The sequence below is a fragment of the Micromonospora sp. NPDC049523 genome, assembly GCF_040676775.1.
GTDB lineage: Bacteria > Actinomycetota > Actinomycetes > Mycobacteriales > Micromonosporaceae > Micromonospora_G.
In genome coordinates, this window is the sequence record NZ_JBFAPP010000027.1 from 27,993 (window position 1) to 44,842 (window position 16,850).

A 16,850-nucleotide genomic window follows, 5' to 3' on the forward strand; every position below is an offset into this window, starting at 1 on the left:
AGCCAATGACCCGAAGGGTGTTGTGACCACCTCCCGTTCCCGCGGCCACGGGACCTCCGGTGCCGAGCCCGTCGTCGTTCCGGATCACCCATGCCACCACCTGTCACCGCCGCGACGGTTCACCTGGCGACATCGCGGCCGATGCCTCCGCGTCGGTCACCTCCGCCTCCGGTCCGCCGTCCGACCCGTCTGCGGCGCCAGCGGTGTCGGTGTCGCGCAGCAGCACCACCGCGATCACCGCGATCACCACGGTCAGTACGCCGCTCACCGCACCGACCACGTTCAGCCCGTCGGTGAACGCCCGCCGGGCCGCGTCCAGCAAGGGAGTCCCGAGTTGGCCCGGCAGGTCGCCGGCCACCGCGACGACACTCGCCAATGCGTCCCGGCTCGCGTCGACCGCCTCGGGTGGCAGCCCCACCGGCATCGAGTCGGTCATCCCGCTCCGGTAGACCACCGCCCCCACGCTGCCGAGCACCGCGACGCCGAGCGCCAGACCGAACTCCATGCTCGTTTCCGACAGCGCTGCGGCCGAACCGGCCTTGGCCGGCGGAGCGCCGCCGACCACCAGGTCGGTGCCGAGTGCCATCAGCGGCCCGACACCCAGGTAGACGATCACCAGGCCGGTCACCACGAGCCCCACGCCGTCGCGGCTGTCCACGATCGCGAGCAGGAAGTAGCCGACGGCCGACACCCCGAGCGCGATGCCGACGAGAAGCCCCGGCGCGATCCGTCGGGCGATGACCGGGGCGGCCATCGAGGAGATGATCATCGCCGCCGCCGACGGCAGCAGCCACAGCCCGGCGGTCAGCGCCGAGTATCCGGCGACCAGTTGGAGGTACTGCGTCACCAGCATGTAGACGACGCCGACCACGGCCAGGCCCACCAGCAGCGCCGTCAGCGCACCCACGAACACGCGGTTGGCGAACAGTCGCATGTCGAGCAAGGGATCGGACAGCCGGCGCTGGCGGCGGGCGAACAGGACTCCGAACAGCACCCCGAGCACCATCGACGCGAGCGGCAGCACCGCCACGCCGCCCTCCGCGATGCCCTTGAGGCCGTAGATCACCGGCAGGATCGCAGCCAGAGACAGCGCCACACTCGGAAGATCGAGCCGACCCGCTTCGGTGTCGCGGCACTCGGGCAGCAGCACCGGCGCGGTCGCGAGCAGGATCAGCATGACGGGTACGGCCAACAGGAACACCGATCCCCACCAGTACCACTCGAGCAGCGCCCCACCGACCAACGGCCCCGCGGCCACACCGACCGAGAAGCAGGCGGCCCAGACCCCGATGGCCAGTCCACGTTGCCGGGCGTCGTGGAACATGTTGCTGATCAACGCGAGGGTGGACGGCATCAGCGTGGCTCCGGCGATGCCGAGCAGCGCCCTGGCCCCGACGAGCATGACCGCGGTGGTCGAATACGCCGCGACGACCGAGGCGACGGCGAAGAGGGCGGCCCCGACGAGCAGCAGCCGCCGTCGGCCGATCCGGTCGCCCAGCGTGCCCATGGTGACCAGGAAGCCAGCGATCATGAAGCCGTATATGTCGATGATCCAGAGCAGCTGGGTGCTGCTCGGTTGCAGGTCCGCCCCCAGGTGCGGCAGGGCGAGGTAGAGCACGGTCGCGTCCACCGACAGCAGCAGGGTCGGCAACGCCAGTACCGCCAACCCGAGCCACTGCCTGGCACCCGCACGCGAACCCGGTGCGGTGACAACCCTTGGATCCATGAGCCGTTCCTTCCGTTCGGGGACGCGTCAGTGCCGAGCCGGCGCGGCGGTCGGGACCGCACGTACCGGTGCACACTCGCGAGTGACTGGCTGGCTCATGGGAGGGCCCGGTCACCGCCGAGACCGGGCCCTCCCACGTACACCCGACCGATCCTGGGTCAGCGCGCGGTCGACTTGCGCAGAACCTCGATCAGACTGGCGAATCCGTCGCCGCCGTGGCCGCGCTGGATCGCCTGTTCCGCACGGGCCTTGAGGAAGGCCGGTAGTTCGGCGTCGACACCCTGAGCCCGGCTGGTCTCCACCAGGTGCTCGATCGCCGCCGCCTGCATCCCCAGGGCCGAGTCCGCGTCCGGGTACCGGCCCTCGTCCACCTGCGCGGCGATGTTCGGAATCTCCGGGGCGATGACGTGCTCGAACCAGGCCGAGGCGTACGGCAGGAACTGCGCCGCCTTGACGTTCTCCGTGCCGACCAGCGCCAGCGAGTGCAGGAGCCCGGTCCAGGTGGTCCACATGAGGCCGAGCAGCGCCACGTCGTACAGCGACGGAAGCCCGGCATCCGTGCCCAGGTGGGTGCCGCCACCGGCGATGCTGGCCAGGGTCTGCTCGTGCGCCTCGAAGACCGCGGTGGGGCCGCCGTAGAAAATCAGGCACTCCGGCTGACCGATCATCGGCGGGATCGCCATGATCGCCGCGTCGAGGTAGTCGATACCGCGTTCGGCCAGGAATTCAGCCAGGTCACGGGCTTCCTCCGGGGTACCGGAGGTGAGGTTGACCAGGACCCGACCGGTGAAGGCGTCGCCGAGCGAGCTGGTGATCTCCCGTACGGCCTTGTAGTCCAACACGCAGATCAGGACCACCCCGCTCGCGGCGACCGCCTCGGCAGGTGTGGCGGCACGGACAGCGCCCTTGGCGACCAGGTCGTCAGCCTTCTGCGGCGAGCGGTTCCAGACGGTGGTCGGATGTCCCTTATCCAGGAGCGCCCGGGCCAACGCCGAGCCCATCGCGCCCAGACCGATGACCGTCACGGGTGCACGGTTCTCTGCTGTCATAACTGCTCCTCCTTTGCACCGGACATGGCGGCGACGCCGATATCCGGCTTGATGTGCTGTCGTGCTTCGGGAGCGCTCTCCAGCCGGATAGGCGTCTGGTTCGAGAACCCGACGCCGCCCGCGACCTGATGTCGCCCCCACCTACTGTGCGGTACGCTTCTCCGGATTCACTCTCGATTTCCTCTCGGTCAGCTCCGGAGAGGACGTCGCCGCACTCCGATACGGAGTGGAATGCCTGGTCAGGGGCACTTGTGCGTGCCGCAGGAAACCGGCTGTACAGCCCGGGTCAATCAACTGCTCACCGAGCCCGAACAAGATCACGGTCGGGCAGACAGTTGCATGCCGTGAGCACCATCGGGTTAATGAATTGTAAACCGAGGCGGCTGATCCGCATTCATACCAAACGTGCGAGCACAGTGGCTATCCGGTCAGCCCATCGCTTCACGGTCGGCCCGGGGTTGACCCGATTTGAAGGACTCGGTCAATAGCTCGTCACGCTACTCGGACCAATCTCTGTGGCGCTGACCGGACCAGCTTGTCGGCTCCACATGGGGAAGTACCTCGCTGGCCAACCACTCCAACGCCTCACCCACCAGGCGACCGTCGACGGGGATCCACAGCGAGCACATCGACACACCCGCGTCGGCGAGCTGGCGCAGGTCCTCGATGATCGCTTCGGTGGTGGCGTCGGTGCCGCCGAGCAGCCGGCCCGGCGCGGGCCGGACAGCCGGAATTCCCGGCGGTACCAGGAACCCGACCGTGCTGATCTCGATCGTCGCCGGGTCGCGTCCCGTGCCGACCGCCAGTTCCTCGATCCGGTGCCGGAAGAAGCGTGCGTCCTCGTGGTCGATGCCGGAGCCGTGCCAGCCGTCGCCGAACCGCAGCGCGCGTCGGATTGCCGCGTCGCTGTGTCCGCCCACCCAGATCGGTGGCCCGCCGGGTCGGTGTGGTGGGACGCCGATGCTCGCGTCACGGAGGCCGGCGAACCTGTCGTCCAGGTTTCCGGTGGTGCCGGACCAGAGGGCCTTCATGATCTCGAGGCTGTCGTCGGTCCGCTGGCCCCGGAGCCGGATTGGCACCCCCAGTGCGTCGAACTCGTGCGGGTTCCATCCGGTGCCGACGGCAACCACCAGGCGGCCCGCCGACATGACGTCCAGCGTCGCGATCTGGTTGGCCAGCACCACGGGTCGGTAGTAGGGCAGGACCAGCACACTCGTCGCGATACCGATGTGGGTCGTCGCACCGGCGACCGCCGACAGGAGGACCAGCGGATCGAGCCCAGTTCCGTTCGGGTTCTCCAGTACGTGGTTGGCCATGAGCACATACTCCAGACCGATCCGCTCGGCATCCCGCGCTGCCCGGAGCATGGCGTCACCCGGGACACGCGGCCACGACTGCGGCTCCAGGGAGAGTCCGAATCTCATACCCGTCTCCTGACGGTGATGGTGTAGGGAGCAGCGGTCCCGCGGTCCGGGTCGGCGGATCCGGACCGTCGGTGCCGGGAGTCAGTGAGTGTCGGAGGTGGCGATGGCGAGAACCGGCTCGCCGGCCAAGGGTGTCCCGTCGCAGGCCATCGCCGTCTCGGTCTCCAAGACCTGCCGGGCGAGCCGCCCGCGCAGGTCCTGCAACGCGGCGATACGCCGGTCGAGGGCGCCGAGCCGGTCGGCGGCGATCCTGATCGCGTCTGGACACATGGGCAACGTGCTCAACGGCCGATCGAGGCAGCCCTTCTCGATCGAGAGCCGGATATCCTCGACGGTGAGGCCTGATTCGAGCAGTTCACGAATGTTCCGGACCCTGACCACCGCCAATTCGTCGTACTCCCGATAACCGTTGGAGGCACGACGCGGAGCAATCAAGCCCTGTTGCTCGTAGTACCGCACGGACCTGGTGCTGACGCCGCAAGCACGGGCCAGTTCCCCGATGCGCATTCCGATCACCCCTCACGCACCTGGTGATGCTAGAACATTGACACTAACGTCAAGGTCAATTGCATCGGCGTTCCTAACCGTGGAAAACCTCGTCGGCGACACCACTCCGGTCACCCGGCCGGTACCACCATGACTCACGCTCGTCGTCCAGCGCATCAAGGTCGTCGTCCGAAGGACGGTAGCCGTCCGGCAGGAGCACCGACCACGCACCGGTCCGCTGCACGATCTGACGCAGTTGCGCGACCGCCGGTACCCGGCGCAGGTCCTCGACCGTCAACGGGTTGCCGTCGACGAGCATCGTGTGGCCGAGGCCGTACCACAGCGCGATGAGCTCCGCGTCGCCGTCCTGCTCGGCCGAGGCCGCCACGGCCAGCACGACGTCGATCAGCGCGGTACGGCGGGGCGCGACCGCGTCGAGCCCCTGCAGGCGCCCCTCTTCGACCATGCGCCGCCACAGCGCCGTGCCCGCCTCGCAGTACAGCCACGGCGGGTCGACGTAGCCGTCTTCCAGCTCGTCGTCGTAGCCGTCGAAGTCGTCGTCGTCCTCGTCGAACTCGCGCAGCCCGGTGAACTCGGTCAGCGCGTCGAAGAAGTCTCGGCGCTGCGCATAATCGGGATGCTCCTCGACGGGGAACCGGTACGTGTGCCCGCGGCGCAACAGGACGCCGATCACGCGTCCCTGGGTGTGCGAGCAGTCGAACCGACGCTGGAAGGCGTACAGCGCGACGAACCAGTCCCGCAACCGGTCGTCGTCCTCGCCATGGTGGGCATCCAGGACCAGGACCGACAGGTGGACGAGGTCTTCTATTTCATGCAACGACACGGCGGGCCTTTCCGGATGGGGAGGTCGGCGTAGTAGACCTGGTGTGCCACGTACCGGCGGCGGTGGTCCCGGTCGGCGGTGGCGAGGGACTTCATGAGCTGTCCAGGTCACTCAGGCGGTGCAGCGTCTCGGCGTACCTGCCCGAAGCGAACCTGAAGGAAATCGTAAGCGGCCCTCGGCAAAGTTCTCCCTGTCAGCAGCGACACCGTAACGACCTGGGAGAACCTCCGATGCGCAAGCTCATCAACTCCACCTACCTCACCCTCGACGGCGTCATCGAGAACCCCATGTGGACGTCGCCCTACTTCTCCGAGGAGGCGGCCGAGGTGGCCGCCGCGCTCACCACCGGCGCGGACGCCCTGCTCATGGGCAGGGCCACCTACGACGGCTTCTCGCAGGCCTGGCCGGCGATGGACGAGAACGACCCGGCCACCGGTGCCGCCTTCTTCAACAACGTGAAGAAGTACGTGGCGTCCACGACGCTGAAGGACCCCTCCTGGAAGAACACCGAGGTGCTGGAAGGCGACCTGGTCGAGGCGGTCGCGAAGCTCAAGGCCCAGGACGGCAAGGACATCGTCCAGTACGGGTACGGCGAGGTCACCGCACAGCTCGTGAAGGCCGGCCTGGTCGACGAGGTGAAGTTCTGGATCCACCCGGTCATCGAGGGCGTCCACAGCTTCACCAGTGTGCTGAGCGACGCAAAGGCCACGTTCGAACTGATCGACACCAGGGTCTTCGAGAACGGCGTCATCGTCGCCACCTACCGGCCGAAGGCCACCGCCTGATCGAGGGTGAGCTTGGCGCCCTCGGCCACCAGGTCGTCGAAGCGTTCCTGGCCGAGCGCGGCAACTGCCCGTCGCGCCGCCCGGTCGAGCTCGTCCTGCTCGGCCGGGGCGGCCGGGGCGGCATTGTGGTCGCGGGCGGTGGCCGCCGCGCCCAGCATCCGGGCGGCCGCGGCGGGCTCGGCCAACGCGGCCATGCCCTCGACCGCGCCGATGCCGTCCCGGGTGGAGCCGATGGCAGCGGCGTACGCCTCCGCATGCAGTGCCCAGGCGGCCGACGGGTCGCCCTGCAGTTCGCGCGCGTAGCCCAGCTCGACCAGGATCATCGGCAGGTACGGCGGCGGCTGCGCCTCGATCCGGCCATGGTCGGCGATCCGGGTCAGGTGGGTGACGGCCTGGTCGAGGCGGCCCGAGCGGCGGGCGGCGATGCCGAGGCCCATCTCGGCGAACACCACCGCGGCGGGGGCGCCCTGTTCGACGGCCAGCCGGTAGGCGCGTTCCGCCAGCTCCCGCGCGACCCCGTAGTCCCGGCCCTGCACCGCCAGCCAGGCCAGCCAGGACAGCTTGCCGCCGACCTCGGGCCACAGCGAAAGCTCGGTCGCCCAGCGCAGCCCCTCCCGGTGCACGGCGGCGGCCCGCTCGTTCTGGCCGCGGAACTCCGCCAGCCCGCCGAGCCAGTCGCTGGCCCGCAGCCGCCCCCACCGGTCGCCGAGCTCGGCGAAGAGCGCGTCGCTGCGGGTGGCGACCGCCTCCAGCGCGGACGGATCACCGGCCGCGTGCGCGAGCATCGCCCGCGACGCCAGCACCGCCGCCTCGGCCCACGAGTCGTCGAACTCCTCCGGCAGCAGCAGCGCGGCGAGCGCCAGGTGACCCCGTTCCAGCACGGCGTTCGCCACGAACCAGGCCGCCCGCCCCGCCGGATCGAGAGCAAGCACATCCCGTACGTCCGCAGGCACCGGCTCGCCTTGCTGCAGAGCGAGCCCGAGTCGCCAGGGCGCGGCCAGGCGCTCTTCCTCGGCCGTGCCGACCAGCGCCAGGGCAGCGCGCGCCTCGCTGAGCCGGCCCCGCAGCACCCAGTACCAGGTAAGGGCGAGCGCCAGCCGCAAGCCGCCGCCGTGGCTGAGCGCCGCCTGCAGGTTGGCCCGCTCGGCGTCCAGGATCGCGAGCCATTCCCGCTGCTCGGGACCGCGCAACAGGGGATCGGCGCGCTCGGCGAGCGACCGGAAGTACGCGGCGTGCCTGCCCCGGATCGTGGCGGCATCGGTGAGCTGCGCGGCGCCGAACTCCGCGACCGACTCCAGCAGCCGATAGCGCGGCCCCGGCTCGGCCACCACGAGCGACCGCTCCACGAGCCGGTCCACGGCGTCCAGGCCGGCGTCGCACACCTGCTCGGCGGCCTCGGGTGTGCAGCCGTCGCGGAACACCGAGAGCCGCGCCAGCACCTCCCGATCTTCCGGGTCCAGCAGGTCCCAGCTCCACGCGATCACCGCGGTCAGCGTGCGCTGCCGTTCCGGCACGTCGCGCTGCCGCGTGGTGAGCAGCCGGAAGCGGTCGTCCAGCCGATCCACGACGCCCTGCACGCCGAGCGCACGCACCCGGGTCGCGGCCAGTTCCAGGGCCAGGGGCAGGCCGTCCAGCCGGCGGCAGAGCTGCGCCACCGCGGGCGCGGTCTGCTCGTCGAGCCGGAACCCTCGGTGCTGAGCGGACGCGCGCGCCGTGAAGAGCCGGGCCGCGGCCGAACGCCGTACCGCGTCGACGTCGGCCGGATCGGACGGCAGCGCGAGCGGCCCCACCTCCCAGATCCGCTCGCCCGCCAGCAGCAGCGGCTCGCGGCTGGTGGCGAGCACGCGCACCCCGGGCGCATCGCGGAGCAGCCGCCCGACCAGTGCGGCGACCGCTGCGATCACGTGCTCGCAGTTGTCCAGCACGAGCAGCATCTCGCGGTCCCGCAGCGCCGCCACCAGCCGATCGGCCGCAGAACCGGTCGTGCCCGGCGCCTCGTGCAGGCCGAGCACCCCGAGCGCCTGCTCCGCCACCCGCGTGTCTGCCGGCGAAAGCGGCGCCAGCTCCACCAGATGTACGCCGTCTGGCTGCACCTGTTCGGCCGCGGCCGCCGCGGCGAGCCGGGTCTTGCCCACCCCGCCCGGCCCGACCAGGGTGAGCAGCCGGCCGGCCGGGATCAGGGTGCGCAGCTCCGTCAGGGCCTCGGCCCGGCCGATCAGCTCGTCCAACTGGGCGGGCAGGCTGTTGCGGACCATCGCGGACTTGGGCGGGGCGCTGAGGCCCGGGTCCTGGTCGAGGATCTGCCGGTACAGGGCGGCCAGTTCAGGCCCCGGGTCGAGGCCCAGCTCGTCGGCGAGCCGCTCACGCAGCCCGGCGTAGCTCTCCAGGGCCTCGGCTTGCCGCCCCGTGGCGTACAGGGCGCGAATGTGCAGGGCGCGCAGGCCCTCCCGCAGCGGATGGCGCTCGACCAGCTCGGCCAGCTCCGCGGCCACCAGGTCGTGCTCGCCGCGGGCCAGTCGGGCCTCGGCGAGCCGCTCGTGCACGACGAGCCGCTGCTCGATGAGCCGGGTCACCTCGGCGCGGGCGAACTCCTGGTCGGCCACGTCGGCGTACGCCTGGCCGCGCCACAGCGCGAGCGCCGCGCCGAGCCGGACCACGTCGGTGGCATCAGCGAGCGCGGTGAACCGGTCGGCGTCCACGTCGTCGGCCCGCAGCCGGTAGCCCGGTGGCCGCGACTCGATCAGGTCACGGGCCCCCGGTTCGGCGTCGTTGAGCGCCTTGCGCAGTTGCGACACGCGCACCTGCAACGCGCCGGCCGGGTTCGCGGGTGCGTCGTCGCCCCACAGGTCCTCGATGAGCCGGTCCGCGGAGACCACCTTGTTGCGGTGCACCAGCAGGTCGGCGAGGAGCATCCGCACCTTGGCGCCGGGCACGACGACCTGCTCGCCGTCGTCGGTGGTGACGGCGAGCGGACCGAGGATGCCGAAGCGCACAGCGGGTCATGCTACGGCGGTAAGCCGACCGTAAGCGCAGCCACGCACGCTGAGCGCATGGAGATCTATTTCGAGGACCACGGTACCGGCCCGGGACGGCCGCTGATCCTCGTGCCGGCCGCGCTGTCCGGCATCCGTACGTCGTACGGCGTGCTGTTGCCGTTGCTGGCGCGAAGGCGGCGCGTCGTCCCGATCGAGCTGCCGGGGCACGGACGCACTCCCGACTGCGACGGCCCGTACACCGTGGAGGGCTTCGCGGCGGAGGTGGTGCACCTGCTGGACCGTCTCGGCCTGCCGCAGGCGGATGTGCTCGGCTGGGGCCTGGGCGCCTCGGTCGCGCTGCGGCTCGGCACCCACCACCCGGCTCGGGCCGGCCGGCTCGTGCTCGCCTCGTCGGCCTTCGACCGCGGTGGCCTGCACCCGGGGCTGCTCGACGGCGCCCAGCACCTGCGCCCCGAGCACCTGTACGGCTCGGAGCTGCACGAGGAGTACCTGCGGACCGCGCCCGACCCGGGCGGCTGGGACCGTCTCGTCACCAAGATGGCCGTGCTGGACGCGCATCCGCCCGAGTGGACGTCCGCGCAGATCCGGGCCTTACGGGTTCCCGCGCTGATCGTGGTGGGCGACGCGGACATCGTCCGGCCGGAACATGCCGTACGGATGTTCCGGCTGCTCGGCGGCGGCGTTCCCGGCGACGTACGCGGGCTGCCGCGCTGCCGCCTCGCGATCCTGCCCGGCACGACCCATGCCTCGCTGCCGCAGCGGGCCGCGCTGCTGGCCCCGCTGGTGGAGGAGTTCCTCGACGAGTGCTCATGACACCAGTTCCTCGGCGGCGATCCGAGGGCCCACAACGACCACGCCGACCTCGGGTCCGAGGAGCGCGACGTCCTCGACGGTGCCGCTGGCTGACCGCGCGGGTTGTCCTGCGCGGTCAGGTGGATGCCGGCCTGCGGCGCAGCTCTCGGATGACACCGTGCCGCTTCAGCGCCCAGACCAGGCGGCGGGCCGGACGGTGCCGCAGGAGCAGCAGCATCGCCTCCCCGACCAGCGTCAGTCGACGTCCGTGGAGGTCGTCCTCCGCCACCTTCCACAGCAGTGTCCGCATCCCCCTCGACTCGAGAGCGTGGCGGATCTCGGCGCGGACCGCGGAATCGTCCAGAGCGGACCGAATCGACGACGCGAGACCCGGGCGGTCGGCGAGGTTGACCGAGATCGCGGCGGCGAGGCTGTGCCGGATGTCGTCGGTCTCGACAAGCAGCAGAACCGCATCGCGAATCTCCGCTGTCTCCAGCGCCGAGCGTAGGAGTTCCATCGCCCGACGCCGCACCTCGTCGTCGTGGTCGTCGACGGCCAGCGCGGCGAGCAAGGACGTCACCTCGTCAAGGTCGATCAGGTGCCGCAGGCCGGCCCGGAAGTCGGGTCGTTCCCAAGCGGCGAGCAGCACCTTGACCATGTTGCGATCCATGCCCTCACCTACCCGGTCGGCACTCGGGACGAAACGAGTGGGACTCAAGCATCACGCTCGGCGCCCGGAGTCGGTACAGCTTGTCGTTCGTTGGTCTCGGTATGGCCTCGCGAGCGTCGAGGCCCTCCTCGCTACTTCTCACGCTCGTTATGAGGTGATGCGCCGTGCACAGATCAGCGATCGGCACCCTGTTCATCGCCTTCTCCGGTTGTGTCGCGGCCTCGACGGCAATGGCGGCGACCCACCGTGAGACCGGTCTCGGTCTGGGGCCGGCGTGGGCATGGATACTCACGGGCTTTCAGGTGAGTGCCCTCCTGGCCGTCGGGCGTGGTCTGGGAGTCGGCTGGCTGATCGGCGCGAGTGTCCAGGTGTGCTGGGTGACGTACGCGATACTCACGTCACAGCACGGCTTCATCCCGGGTTGCGTGGTCTCCCTCGCCGTTCAGGGCTATTCGTATCTGCGCACCCTTCGACAAGCGCGTGCAACGGCCGCCACCATGTCCAGCCAGGCGCCGGCCACACGTGGGACCGCCTACGCCCGACCCCGGCAACCTCGCAGGACCTCGGCCAGGCGCCCCGCACAGCCGACCAGACGCCTACGGGTTCGGTAGGCATTCGAACCATCGGCATCGAGCCAACATCCTGTCGGGAATTTCGGAAATCGACTCAAGCACCCTGGCCCCTTGCTCGTGTCATGGGAGGGCCACGTGTTGGATGTGATCCTTCGGGCCGACATAGACTGCGCCGGTGACCGGAAAGACACCGGACGGTCCGCTGGGTGGAAAACGTCGACATGAACCGACGATGGCCTCGATCGCCCGGCTGGCCGGGGTTTCGGCGCCGACGGTGTCGAGGGTACTCAACGGCCGCGCGGGCGTCTCGACGGAGACCCGTCGGCAGGTGGAATCACTGCTCCGGGAGCACGGCTACCGGCGGCCCGCCACAATGGAGCCGGCGCCCAGCGTAGAGGTCGTGTTCTACGGGCTGGAAAGCTACCTGGCCGTCTCGATCATGCGTGGGGTGGAGGAGGTCGTCCGTCGGCGGGACTTCGCGGTCGGCTTCACCGAGGTGCGGGGCAGGGCAGCGTTGGAACGCCCTTGGACCGATCAGCTTTTGGCCCGCCGGCCGATCGGCGTGATCGCGGCGCACTCCTACTTCACCCCGCAGGAGTACGCCGCACTCGCCGCCGGCGGCATCCCGCTCGTGGCGCTCGACCCGTCCGGGGTGCCACCCGACGGGGTCCCGGCAGTAGGTTCGGCGAACTGGAGCGGCGGGGTCGCGGCCGCCCGGCACCTGCTGGAGTTGGGTCACCGACGGATCGCGGTCATCGGGGGGCCGGTCGAGTCCCTGATCGCACGAGCCCGGCTCGACGCCTGTCGGGCGACGTTGGACGCCGCTGGTGTGCCGCTGGACGGGCGGTTCCTGCGAACCGGGCGGTTCTTCTTCGAGGACGGCCTCGATCTGGGTCGTGGCCTGCTGAGGCTGACCGATCCGCCGACGGCGGTGCTGTGCGGCAACGATCTGCAGGCCCTCGGGGTCTACGAGGCGGCGCGCCGGGCCGGTCTGGCGATCCCGCACGACCTGAGCGTGGTGGGGTTCGACGACCTGGAGTGTGTCCAGTGGTGCGGCCCGCCGATGACTACCGTGCGGCAGCCGTTCGACGAGATGGGTGCGACTGCCGCCAGGCTGGTCCTGGCCTTGGCCGCGGGCGAGAGCCCCGTTCATACCCGGCTCGAACTGCCCGCCACGCTTGTGGTCCGCGAAAGCACCGCACCACCGGCTCGCCCCTGAGGGCGCAGCGAGCAGGGCGAACGTGACTGCCGCACGCAGGATCATCACGATGATCGTCGATATGTGTCGTCCACGGCGCTTGCCAACGCAATCGTTTCGTTCGATACTTGAAACGCTTGCGAAGCCGGACAGCAACGAGGACGACGGGCAGTCCTCGTTCGATCCTCCGCCTGCATACCCAACGGGCGATGCGGCGCCGACCGCTGTCGTCGCGCAGACGCCGTACGGCGCCGACCCACTGCCGGCGACACGACATCGGCACCCGCTTGCCGACGTCACCAAATCGTCAGGCAGCTAGCACCAGGAGCCGAGGCATTTCGACGCATAGTTGCGGGGCAAATTGTTAGCGCTAACATCCACAACACAGAAAGGTCTGTCGATGGCAGTCATGATGTCTACCGTTGGTAGGTCCCCGTCGATCGCACCGCCATTTCGGCGGCGTGGATGGCTCCCGAGGGTCGTCGCCGTCGGTGTCGCGGCGGTAGTGGTCGGTGCCGCCGCGGCGGTGATGTCGACGCCCGCGGCTGCGGCGACGGTCGACCCGAGCGCGTGGTACGTGCTCGTGAACCGCAACAGCGGCAAGGCGTTGGACGTGTACAACCTGGCCACGAACGACGGGGCGCGGATCACCCAGTGGGCCCGGAACAACGGCAACCAGCAGCAGTGGCAGTTTGTCGACTCCGGCGGCGGCTACTACCGGTTGAAGTCGCGGCTGTCGGGCAAGGTACTCGACGTCTACAACTGGTCGACCGCCAACGGCGCCGGCATCGTGCAATGGACCGACGGCAACGGAGCCAACCAGCAGTTCCGGTTGGCCGACTCGGACGGCGGCTACGTGCGGTTGATCAACCGGAACAGCAACAAGGTGGTGGAAGTGCAGGGCGCCTCGACCGCCGACGGTGGCAACGTCGTGCAGTACGACGACTGGGGTGGCAACAACCAGCAATGGCAACTCGTCCGCGTCGACGGCGGAGGCACTCCCACCACGCCGCCGACGACGCCACCACCCGGTACCTGCGCCCTCCCCTCGACGTACCGGTGGACGTCGACCGGCTCGCTGGCGAACCCGAGGTCGGGGTGGGTTTCGCTCAAGGACTTCACCCACGCCCCCTACAACGGCAGGCAACTCGTCTACGCCACGACGCACGACACCGGGACCTCGTGGGGGTCGATGAATTTCGGTCTCTTCACGAACTGGTCCGACATGGCCTCGGCGAGCCAGAACCAGATGCCGTTTGCCGCTGTCGCGCCTACGCTTTTCTACTTCGCCCCGAGGAACATCTGGGTGCTTGCCTACCAGTGGGGTGCGACCGCATTCTCCTACCGGACGTCGAGCGACCCCAGCAACGTGAATGGGTGGTCGGCGCAGCAGGCGCTCTTCACCGGAAGCATCTCCGGCTCCGGCACCGGGCCCATCGACCAGGCACTCATCGGTGACAGCACGAACATGTACCTGTTCTTCGCCGGGGACAACGGCAAGATCTACCGGGCCAGCATGCCCATCGGGAACTTCCCGGGCAGCTTCGGCTCCACGTCGACGGTGATCATGAGCGACACGACGAACAACCTGTTCGAAGCGGTTCAGGTCTACAAGCTCCAGGGCCAGAACCAATACCTCATGCTCGTCGAGGCGATCGGCTCGCAGGGCCGCTACTTCCGCTCGTTCACGGCCACCAGTCTGGGCGGCTCGTGGACCCCACAGGCCGCAACCGAGAGCAATCCCTTCGCGGGCAAGGCCAACAGCGGCGCCACCTGGACCAACGACATCAGCCACGGCGAACTGATTCGCAGCAACGCCGATCAGACCATGACCGTGGATCCCTGCAACCTGCAGTTGCTCTACCAGGGACGATCCCCCAGCTCCGGCGGCGACTACGGCCTCCTCCCCTACCGGCCCGGTCTGCTGACACGGCAGCGTTAGGTCATGCCATGACGCTCGCTCGTCGGACCGTTCGAGACCCGGGGCGAGGTGAGTGGTCACGGGTGGGCTGTGTCGGCGCCGTCCTGCCGGCACAGCCCACCCGCGGCGACACCATAGGTCGCTCTCCGACACGCCGATCGATCACTCCGGAACCCTCGTCGGCCGCTCACTACGGCCACCAGACCTCACGCGCCCGTCGACAGGATGACCTTGTTCTTCACCTTGCCGCTCTCCACCATCTCGTGCGCCCGCGCCGCCTCACCGAGCGGCACCACCGCGCCCACCTCGACCGAGAGCTGGCCGCGCTCGACGAGGTCGGTCAACGCCAGCAAACCGGAATGGTCGGGTTCGACGAGAAAGCCCATCACCCGCACGCCGGCAGCCGCACCGCGACGGACATCGTCGCCATCGGGAGGGGACGGCACCTGGACAACTACTCCGTCACGGCGCACGAGCGGCACAGAACGCGCGGTGTAGTCGCGGCCGACGAAGTCGAGTACCGCGTCGACCGGATCGACCACGTCCTCGAACCGAACCGAGGTGTAGTCGACGATCTCGTCCGCGCCCAATGCCCGCAACCGGTCGCGGTCACTGCCTTTGGCCACTCCGATGACGTGTGCGCCGCGAGCCTTCGCGACCTGTACGGCCAATGCACCCACATGGCCGGCGGCGCCGTGGATCAACAACCGCTGACCCGGGTCCAAGTGGATTGTGTCGGTCACCAACTGCCACGCGGCGAGCCCGGCCAACGGCAACGCAGCCGCCTCGGCAAACGACAAGGATGGTGGCTTCGGGGCGAACTGACGCGAGGGTGCGGTCACGTACTCCGCGTAACCACCGGCTTGCCGCGGGAACCAGGGCATGCCATAAACCTCGTCGCCCGGTGAGAAAATGGTGACGCCCATTCCGACCTCGGCCACCACACCTGCCACATCCCAGCCGAGAATCATGGGAAAGGACGAAAGTGGGCCCTGGCCCTGACGCTGTTTCACGTCAGCCGGATTGATGCCCGCAGCACGAACCTCCACCAGCACCTCGGTCGGCTGCGGTGCAGGTTTCGCCAGCTCCACCGGCTGGAGCACCTCGGGGCCTCCGTAGCGGTCCAGGCACACCGCAAGCATGTCGCATTTACCTCCGTACCTTCGGCCCAATCAAGCTCTCGAATGATACGCGCCAGCCATCGGAAGCATTCCGACAACGACAGAATCAAGGCCTTTCGAAACATCTCGCAGGGCTCGAACGAATGGCTCTGATCAACCCTGGTCCAAGCCCGCGCCGGTCAGCTGTGCCCCCAACCAGGCGCGGCTGCGCTCCAGCAGCCCGCGGGCCACGCTCGTGTCGGGAGCCCACGATTCGAAGCCGTGCGGAGCGCCACGGACAACGTCGAGTACGCAGTCCACGCCCGCGTCGCGTAGGCGCTGCGAATAGTCGCGGTCCTCGTCGGCGAACAGGTCGATGTCGCCCACGCTGATCCAGGCCGGCGGCAATCCGCGGAGATCGGCGCGGCGGGCCGCGACCGCGTAATCGGGGGTACGCGAGCCGCCAGGCTCGGCACCGAGGTAGGCGCCCCATCCGATCCGGTTCGTGGCGTTGTTCCATATCCGATGCCGCAGCTGGTCGAGTTCATGACGCGCGGCGGTTCGGTCGTCGAGCATCGGAGCGAACAACCACTGTGCGACCGGCTGGGGGCCGCCGGCATCGTGCAGCCGCTGCACCAGACAGGCGGCCAGACCGGCACCGGCGCTTGCACCTCCGACGGCGATGCGTGCCTGGTCGATGCCGAGGGAGCCGGCCGATCGCTGCAACCATTGCCAGGCGGCGAAGATGTCGTCGAGCGCGGCCGGGAAGGGGTGCTCCGGGGCGAGGCGGTAGTTCGTCGAGACCACGGCGACGCCGAGCTCGCGGGCTGTCGCGGCGCAGAAAGCTTCGTCCTGGATCACGTCGCCGATGACATACCCGCCGCCGTGCACCCACAGCAGCGCCGCCCCCGACGCACCACCGGCAGGGGTGTACGTGCGCAGGCCGGCGCCATGGTCCACCTTTTCGATCCCGACGCCCTCGACGGGCTGGCCCGACCCGCTCCGGCGGACCAGCGCGCGCACCACGCGCCGTCCCCACGTTCGACCGAGCGGCAGCCGCGGCGTCCGCGCGACGGCGCGGCGTAGCTCTGGGTCGACCATGGTCAGCTTCATGCACATCTCTCCTCGAATCCGGCGCCCGTGGCTGGCCGCACACGGGTCGGGACAGCCCTTGCCCATACCGCAGTGTCCGCGCTGGTGTGACCTCCGGTTGGGGGATGCACAGCCTCCGTCTCGTTCCACCACGGTCGGCACAGATTAAGGCAGTTGATTGACTTACGACATGGA

General features: G+C 69.5%; 14 protein-coding genes. 5 read left to right on the forward strand and 9 right to left on the reverse strand.

All coding sequences use genetic code 11. The features are described from left to right. Nucleotides 1-103 precede the first annotated feature (103 nt). From AB0J90_RS30600 to AB0J90_RS30620, 5 genes are all read right to left on the reverse strand, one after another. Nucleotides 104-1,726, reverse strand: a complete 1,623-nt coding sequence (locus AB0J90_RS30600; RefSeq protein WP_363601784.1) for an MFS transporter — start codon at nucleotides 1,724-1,726, stop codon at nucleotides 104-106. 158 nt (nucleotides 1,727-1,884) lie between these two features. Continuing rightward, entirely contained in the window at nucleotides 1,885-2,775 is an 891-nt protein-coding gene (locus AB0J90_RS30605) for an NAD(P)-binding domain-containing protein (RefSeq protein ID WP_363601786.1), read from the reverse strand. Between the two features lie 497 nt (nucleotides 2,776-3,272). Continuing rightward, a complete protein-coding gene (locus AB0J90_RS30610) occupies nucleotides 3,273-4,199 on the reverse strand; it encodes a TIGR03619 family F420-dependent LLM class oxidoreductase (RefSeq protein WP_363601788.1) in 927 nt (308 codons plus the stop codon). 81 nt (nucleotides 4,200-4,280) lie between these two features. Then, nucleotides 4,281-4,706 carry a MerR family transcriptional regulator gene (locus tag AB0J90_RS30615; RefSeq protein ID WP_363601790.1) on the reverse strand — a complete coding sequence of 142 codons (426 nt, stop codon included), beginning with the start codon at nucleotides 4,704-4,706 and terminating at the stop codon, nucleotides 4,281-4,283. A 73-nt stretch (nucleotides 4,707-4,779) separates the two neighbouring features. Beyond that, a complete protein-coding gene (locus AB0J90_RS30620) occupies nucleotides 4,780-5,529 on the reverse strand; it encodes a hypothetical protein (RefSeq protein ID WP_363601792.1) in 750 nt (249 codons plus the stop codon). A gap of 230 nt (nucleotides 5,530-5,759) precedes the next feature. Here AB0J90_RS30620 and AB0J90_RS30625 point away from each other — a divergent pair, with 230 nt between their 5' ends. Then, nucleotides 5,760-6,314 carry a dihydrofolate reductase family protein gene (locus tag AB0J90_RS30625; protein ID WP_363601794.1) on the forward strand — a complete coding sequence of 185 codons (555 nt, stop codon included), beginning with the start codon at nucleotides 5,760-5,762 and terminating at the stop codon, nucleotides 6,312-6,314. On the opposite strand, the gene AB0J90_RS30630 is transcribed toward AB0J90_RS30625, so the two are convergent. Beyond that, the gene (locus AB0J90_RS30630; protein ID WP_363601796.1) at nucleotides 6,290-9,307 is read right to left on the reverse strand and encodes a BTAD domain-containing putative transcriptional regulator; all 3,018 of its coding nucleotides are present in this window, start codon (nucleotides 9,305-9,307) and stop codon (nucleotides 6,290-6,292) included. The genes AB0J90_RS30625 and AB0J90_RS30630 overlap by 25 nt on opposite strands. A 57-nt stretch (nucleotides 9,308-9,364) precedes the next feature. Here AB0J90_RS30630 and AB0J90_RS30635 point away from each other — a divergent pair, with 57 nt between their 5' ends. Beyond that, nucleotides 9,365-10,123: an alpha/beta hydrolase gene (locus AB0J90_RS30635; RefSeq protein WP_363601798.1), complete on the forward strand. Its 759-nt coding sequence runs from the start codon at nucleotides 9,365-9,367 to the stop codon at nucleotides 10,121-10,123. A 115-nt stretch (nucleotides 10,124-10,238) separates the two neighbouring features. Here AB0J90_RS30635 and AB0J90_RS30640 read toward each other — a convergent pair whose 3' ends face one another. Further along, the gene (locus tag AB0J90_RS30640; protein ID WP_363601800.1) at nucleotides 10,239-10,772 is read right to left on the reverse strand and encodes a hypothetical protein; all 534 of its coding nucleotides are present in this window, start codon (nucleotides 10,770-10,772) and stop codon (nucleotides 10,239-10,241) included. Nucleotides 10,773-11,576: 804 nt separating this feature from the next. Between AB0J90_RS30640 and AB0J90_RS30645 the strand changes: the two genes are divergently transcribed. From AB0J90_RS30645 to AB0J90_RS30655, 3 genes are all read left to right on the forward strand, one after another. Next, on the forward strand, nucleotides 11,577-12,563 hold the full coding sequence (locus AB0J90_RS30645; RefSeq protein ID WP_363601802.1) for a LacI family DNA-binding transcriptional regulator: 987 nt from the start codon (nucleotides 11,577-11,579) through the stop codon (nucleotides 12,561-12,563). A 22-nt stretch (nucleotides 12,564-12,585) separates the two neighbouring features. Further along, the gene (locus AB0J90_RS30650) at nucleotides 12,586-12,861 is read left to right on the forward strand and encodes a hypothetical protein (RefSeq protein ID WP_363601804.1); all 276 of its coding nucleotides are present in this window, start codon (nucleotides 12,586-12,588) and stop codon (nucleotides 12,859-12,861) included. 93 nt (nucleotides 12,862-12,954) lie between these two features. Further along, complete coding sequence (locus AB0J90_RS30655; RefSeq protein ID WP_363601907.1) at nucleotides 12,955-14,484, forward strand: non-reducing end alpha-L-arabinofuranosidase family hydrolase; 1,530 nt, start codon at nucleotides 12,955-12,957, stop codon at nucleotides 14,482-14,484. A 185-nt stretch (nucleotides 14,485-14,669) separates the two neighbouring features. Here the strand turns inward: AB0J90_RS30655 and AB0J90_RS30660 are convergent, their stop codons facing one another. After that, nucleotides 14,670-15,566: an NADP-dependent oxidoreductase gene (locus tag AB0J90_RS30660; RefSeq protein WP_363601806.1), complete on the reverse strand. Its 897-nt coding sequence runs from the start codon at nucleotides 15,564-15,566 to the stop codon at nucleotides 14,670-14,672. Between the two features lie 171 nt (nucleotides 15,567-15,737). Further along, the gene (locus AB0J90_RS30665) at nucleotides 15,738-16,676 is read right to left on the reverse strand and encodes an alpha/beta hydrolase (protein ID WP_363601808.1); all 939 of its coding nucleotides are present in this window, start codon (nucleotides 16,674-16,676) and stop codon (nucleotides 15,738-15,740) included. Nucleotides 16,677-16,850: the final 174 nt, after the last annotated feature.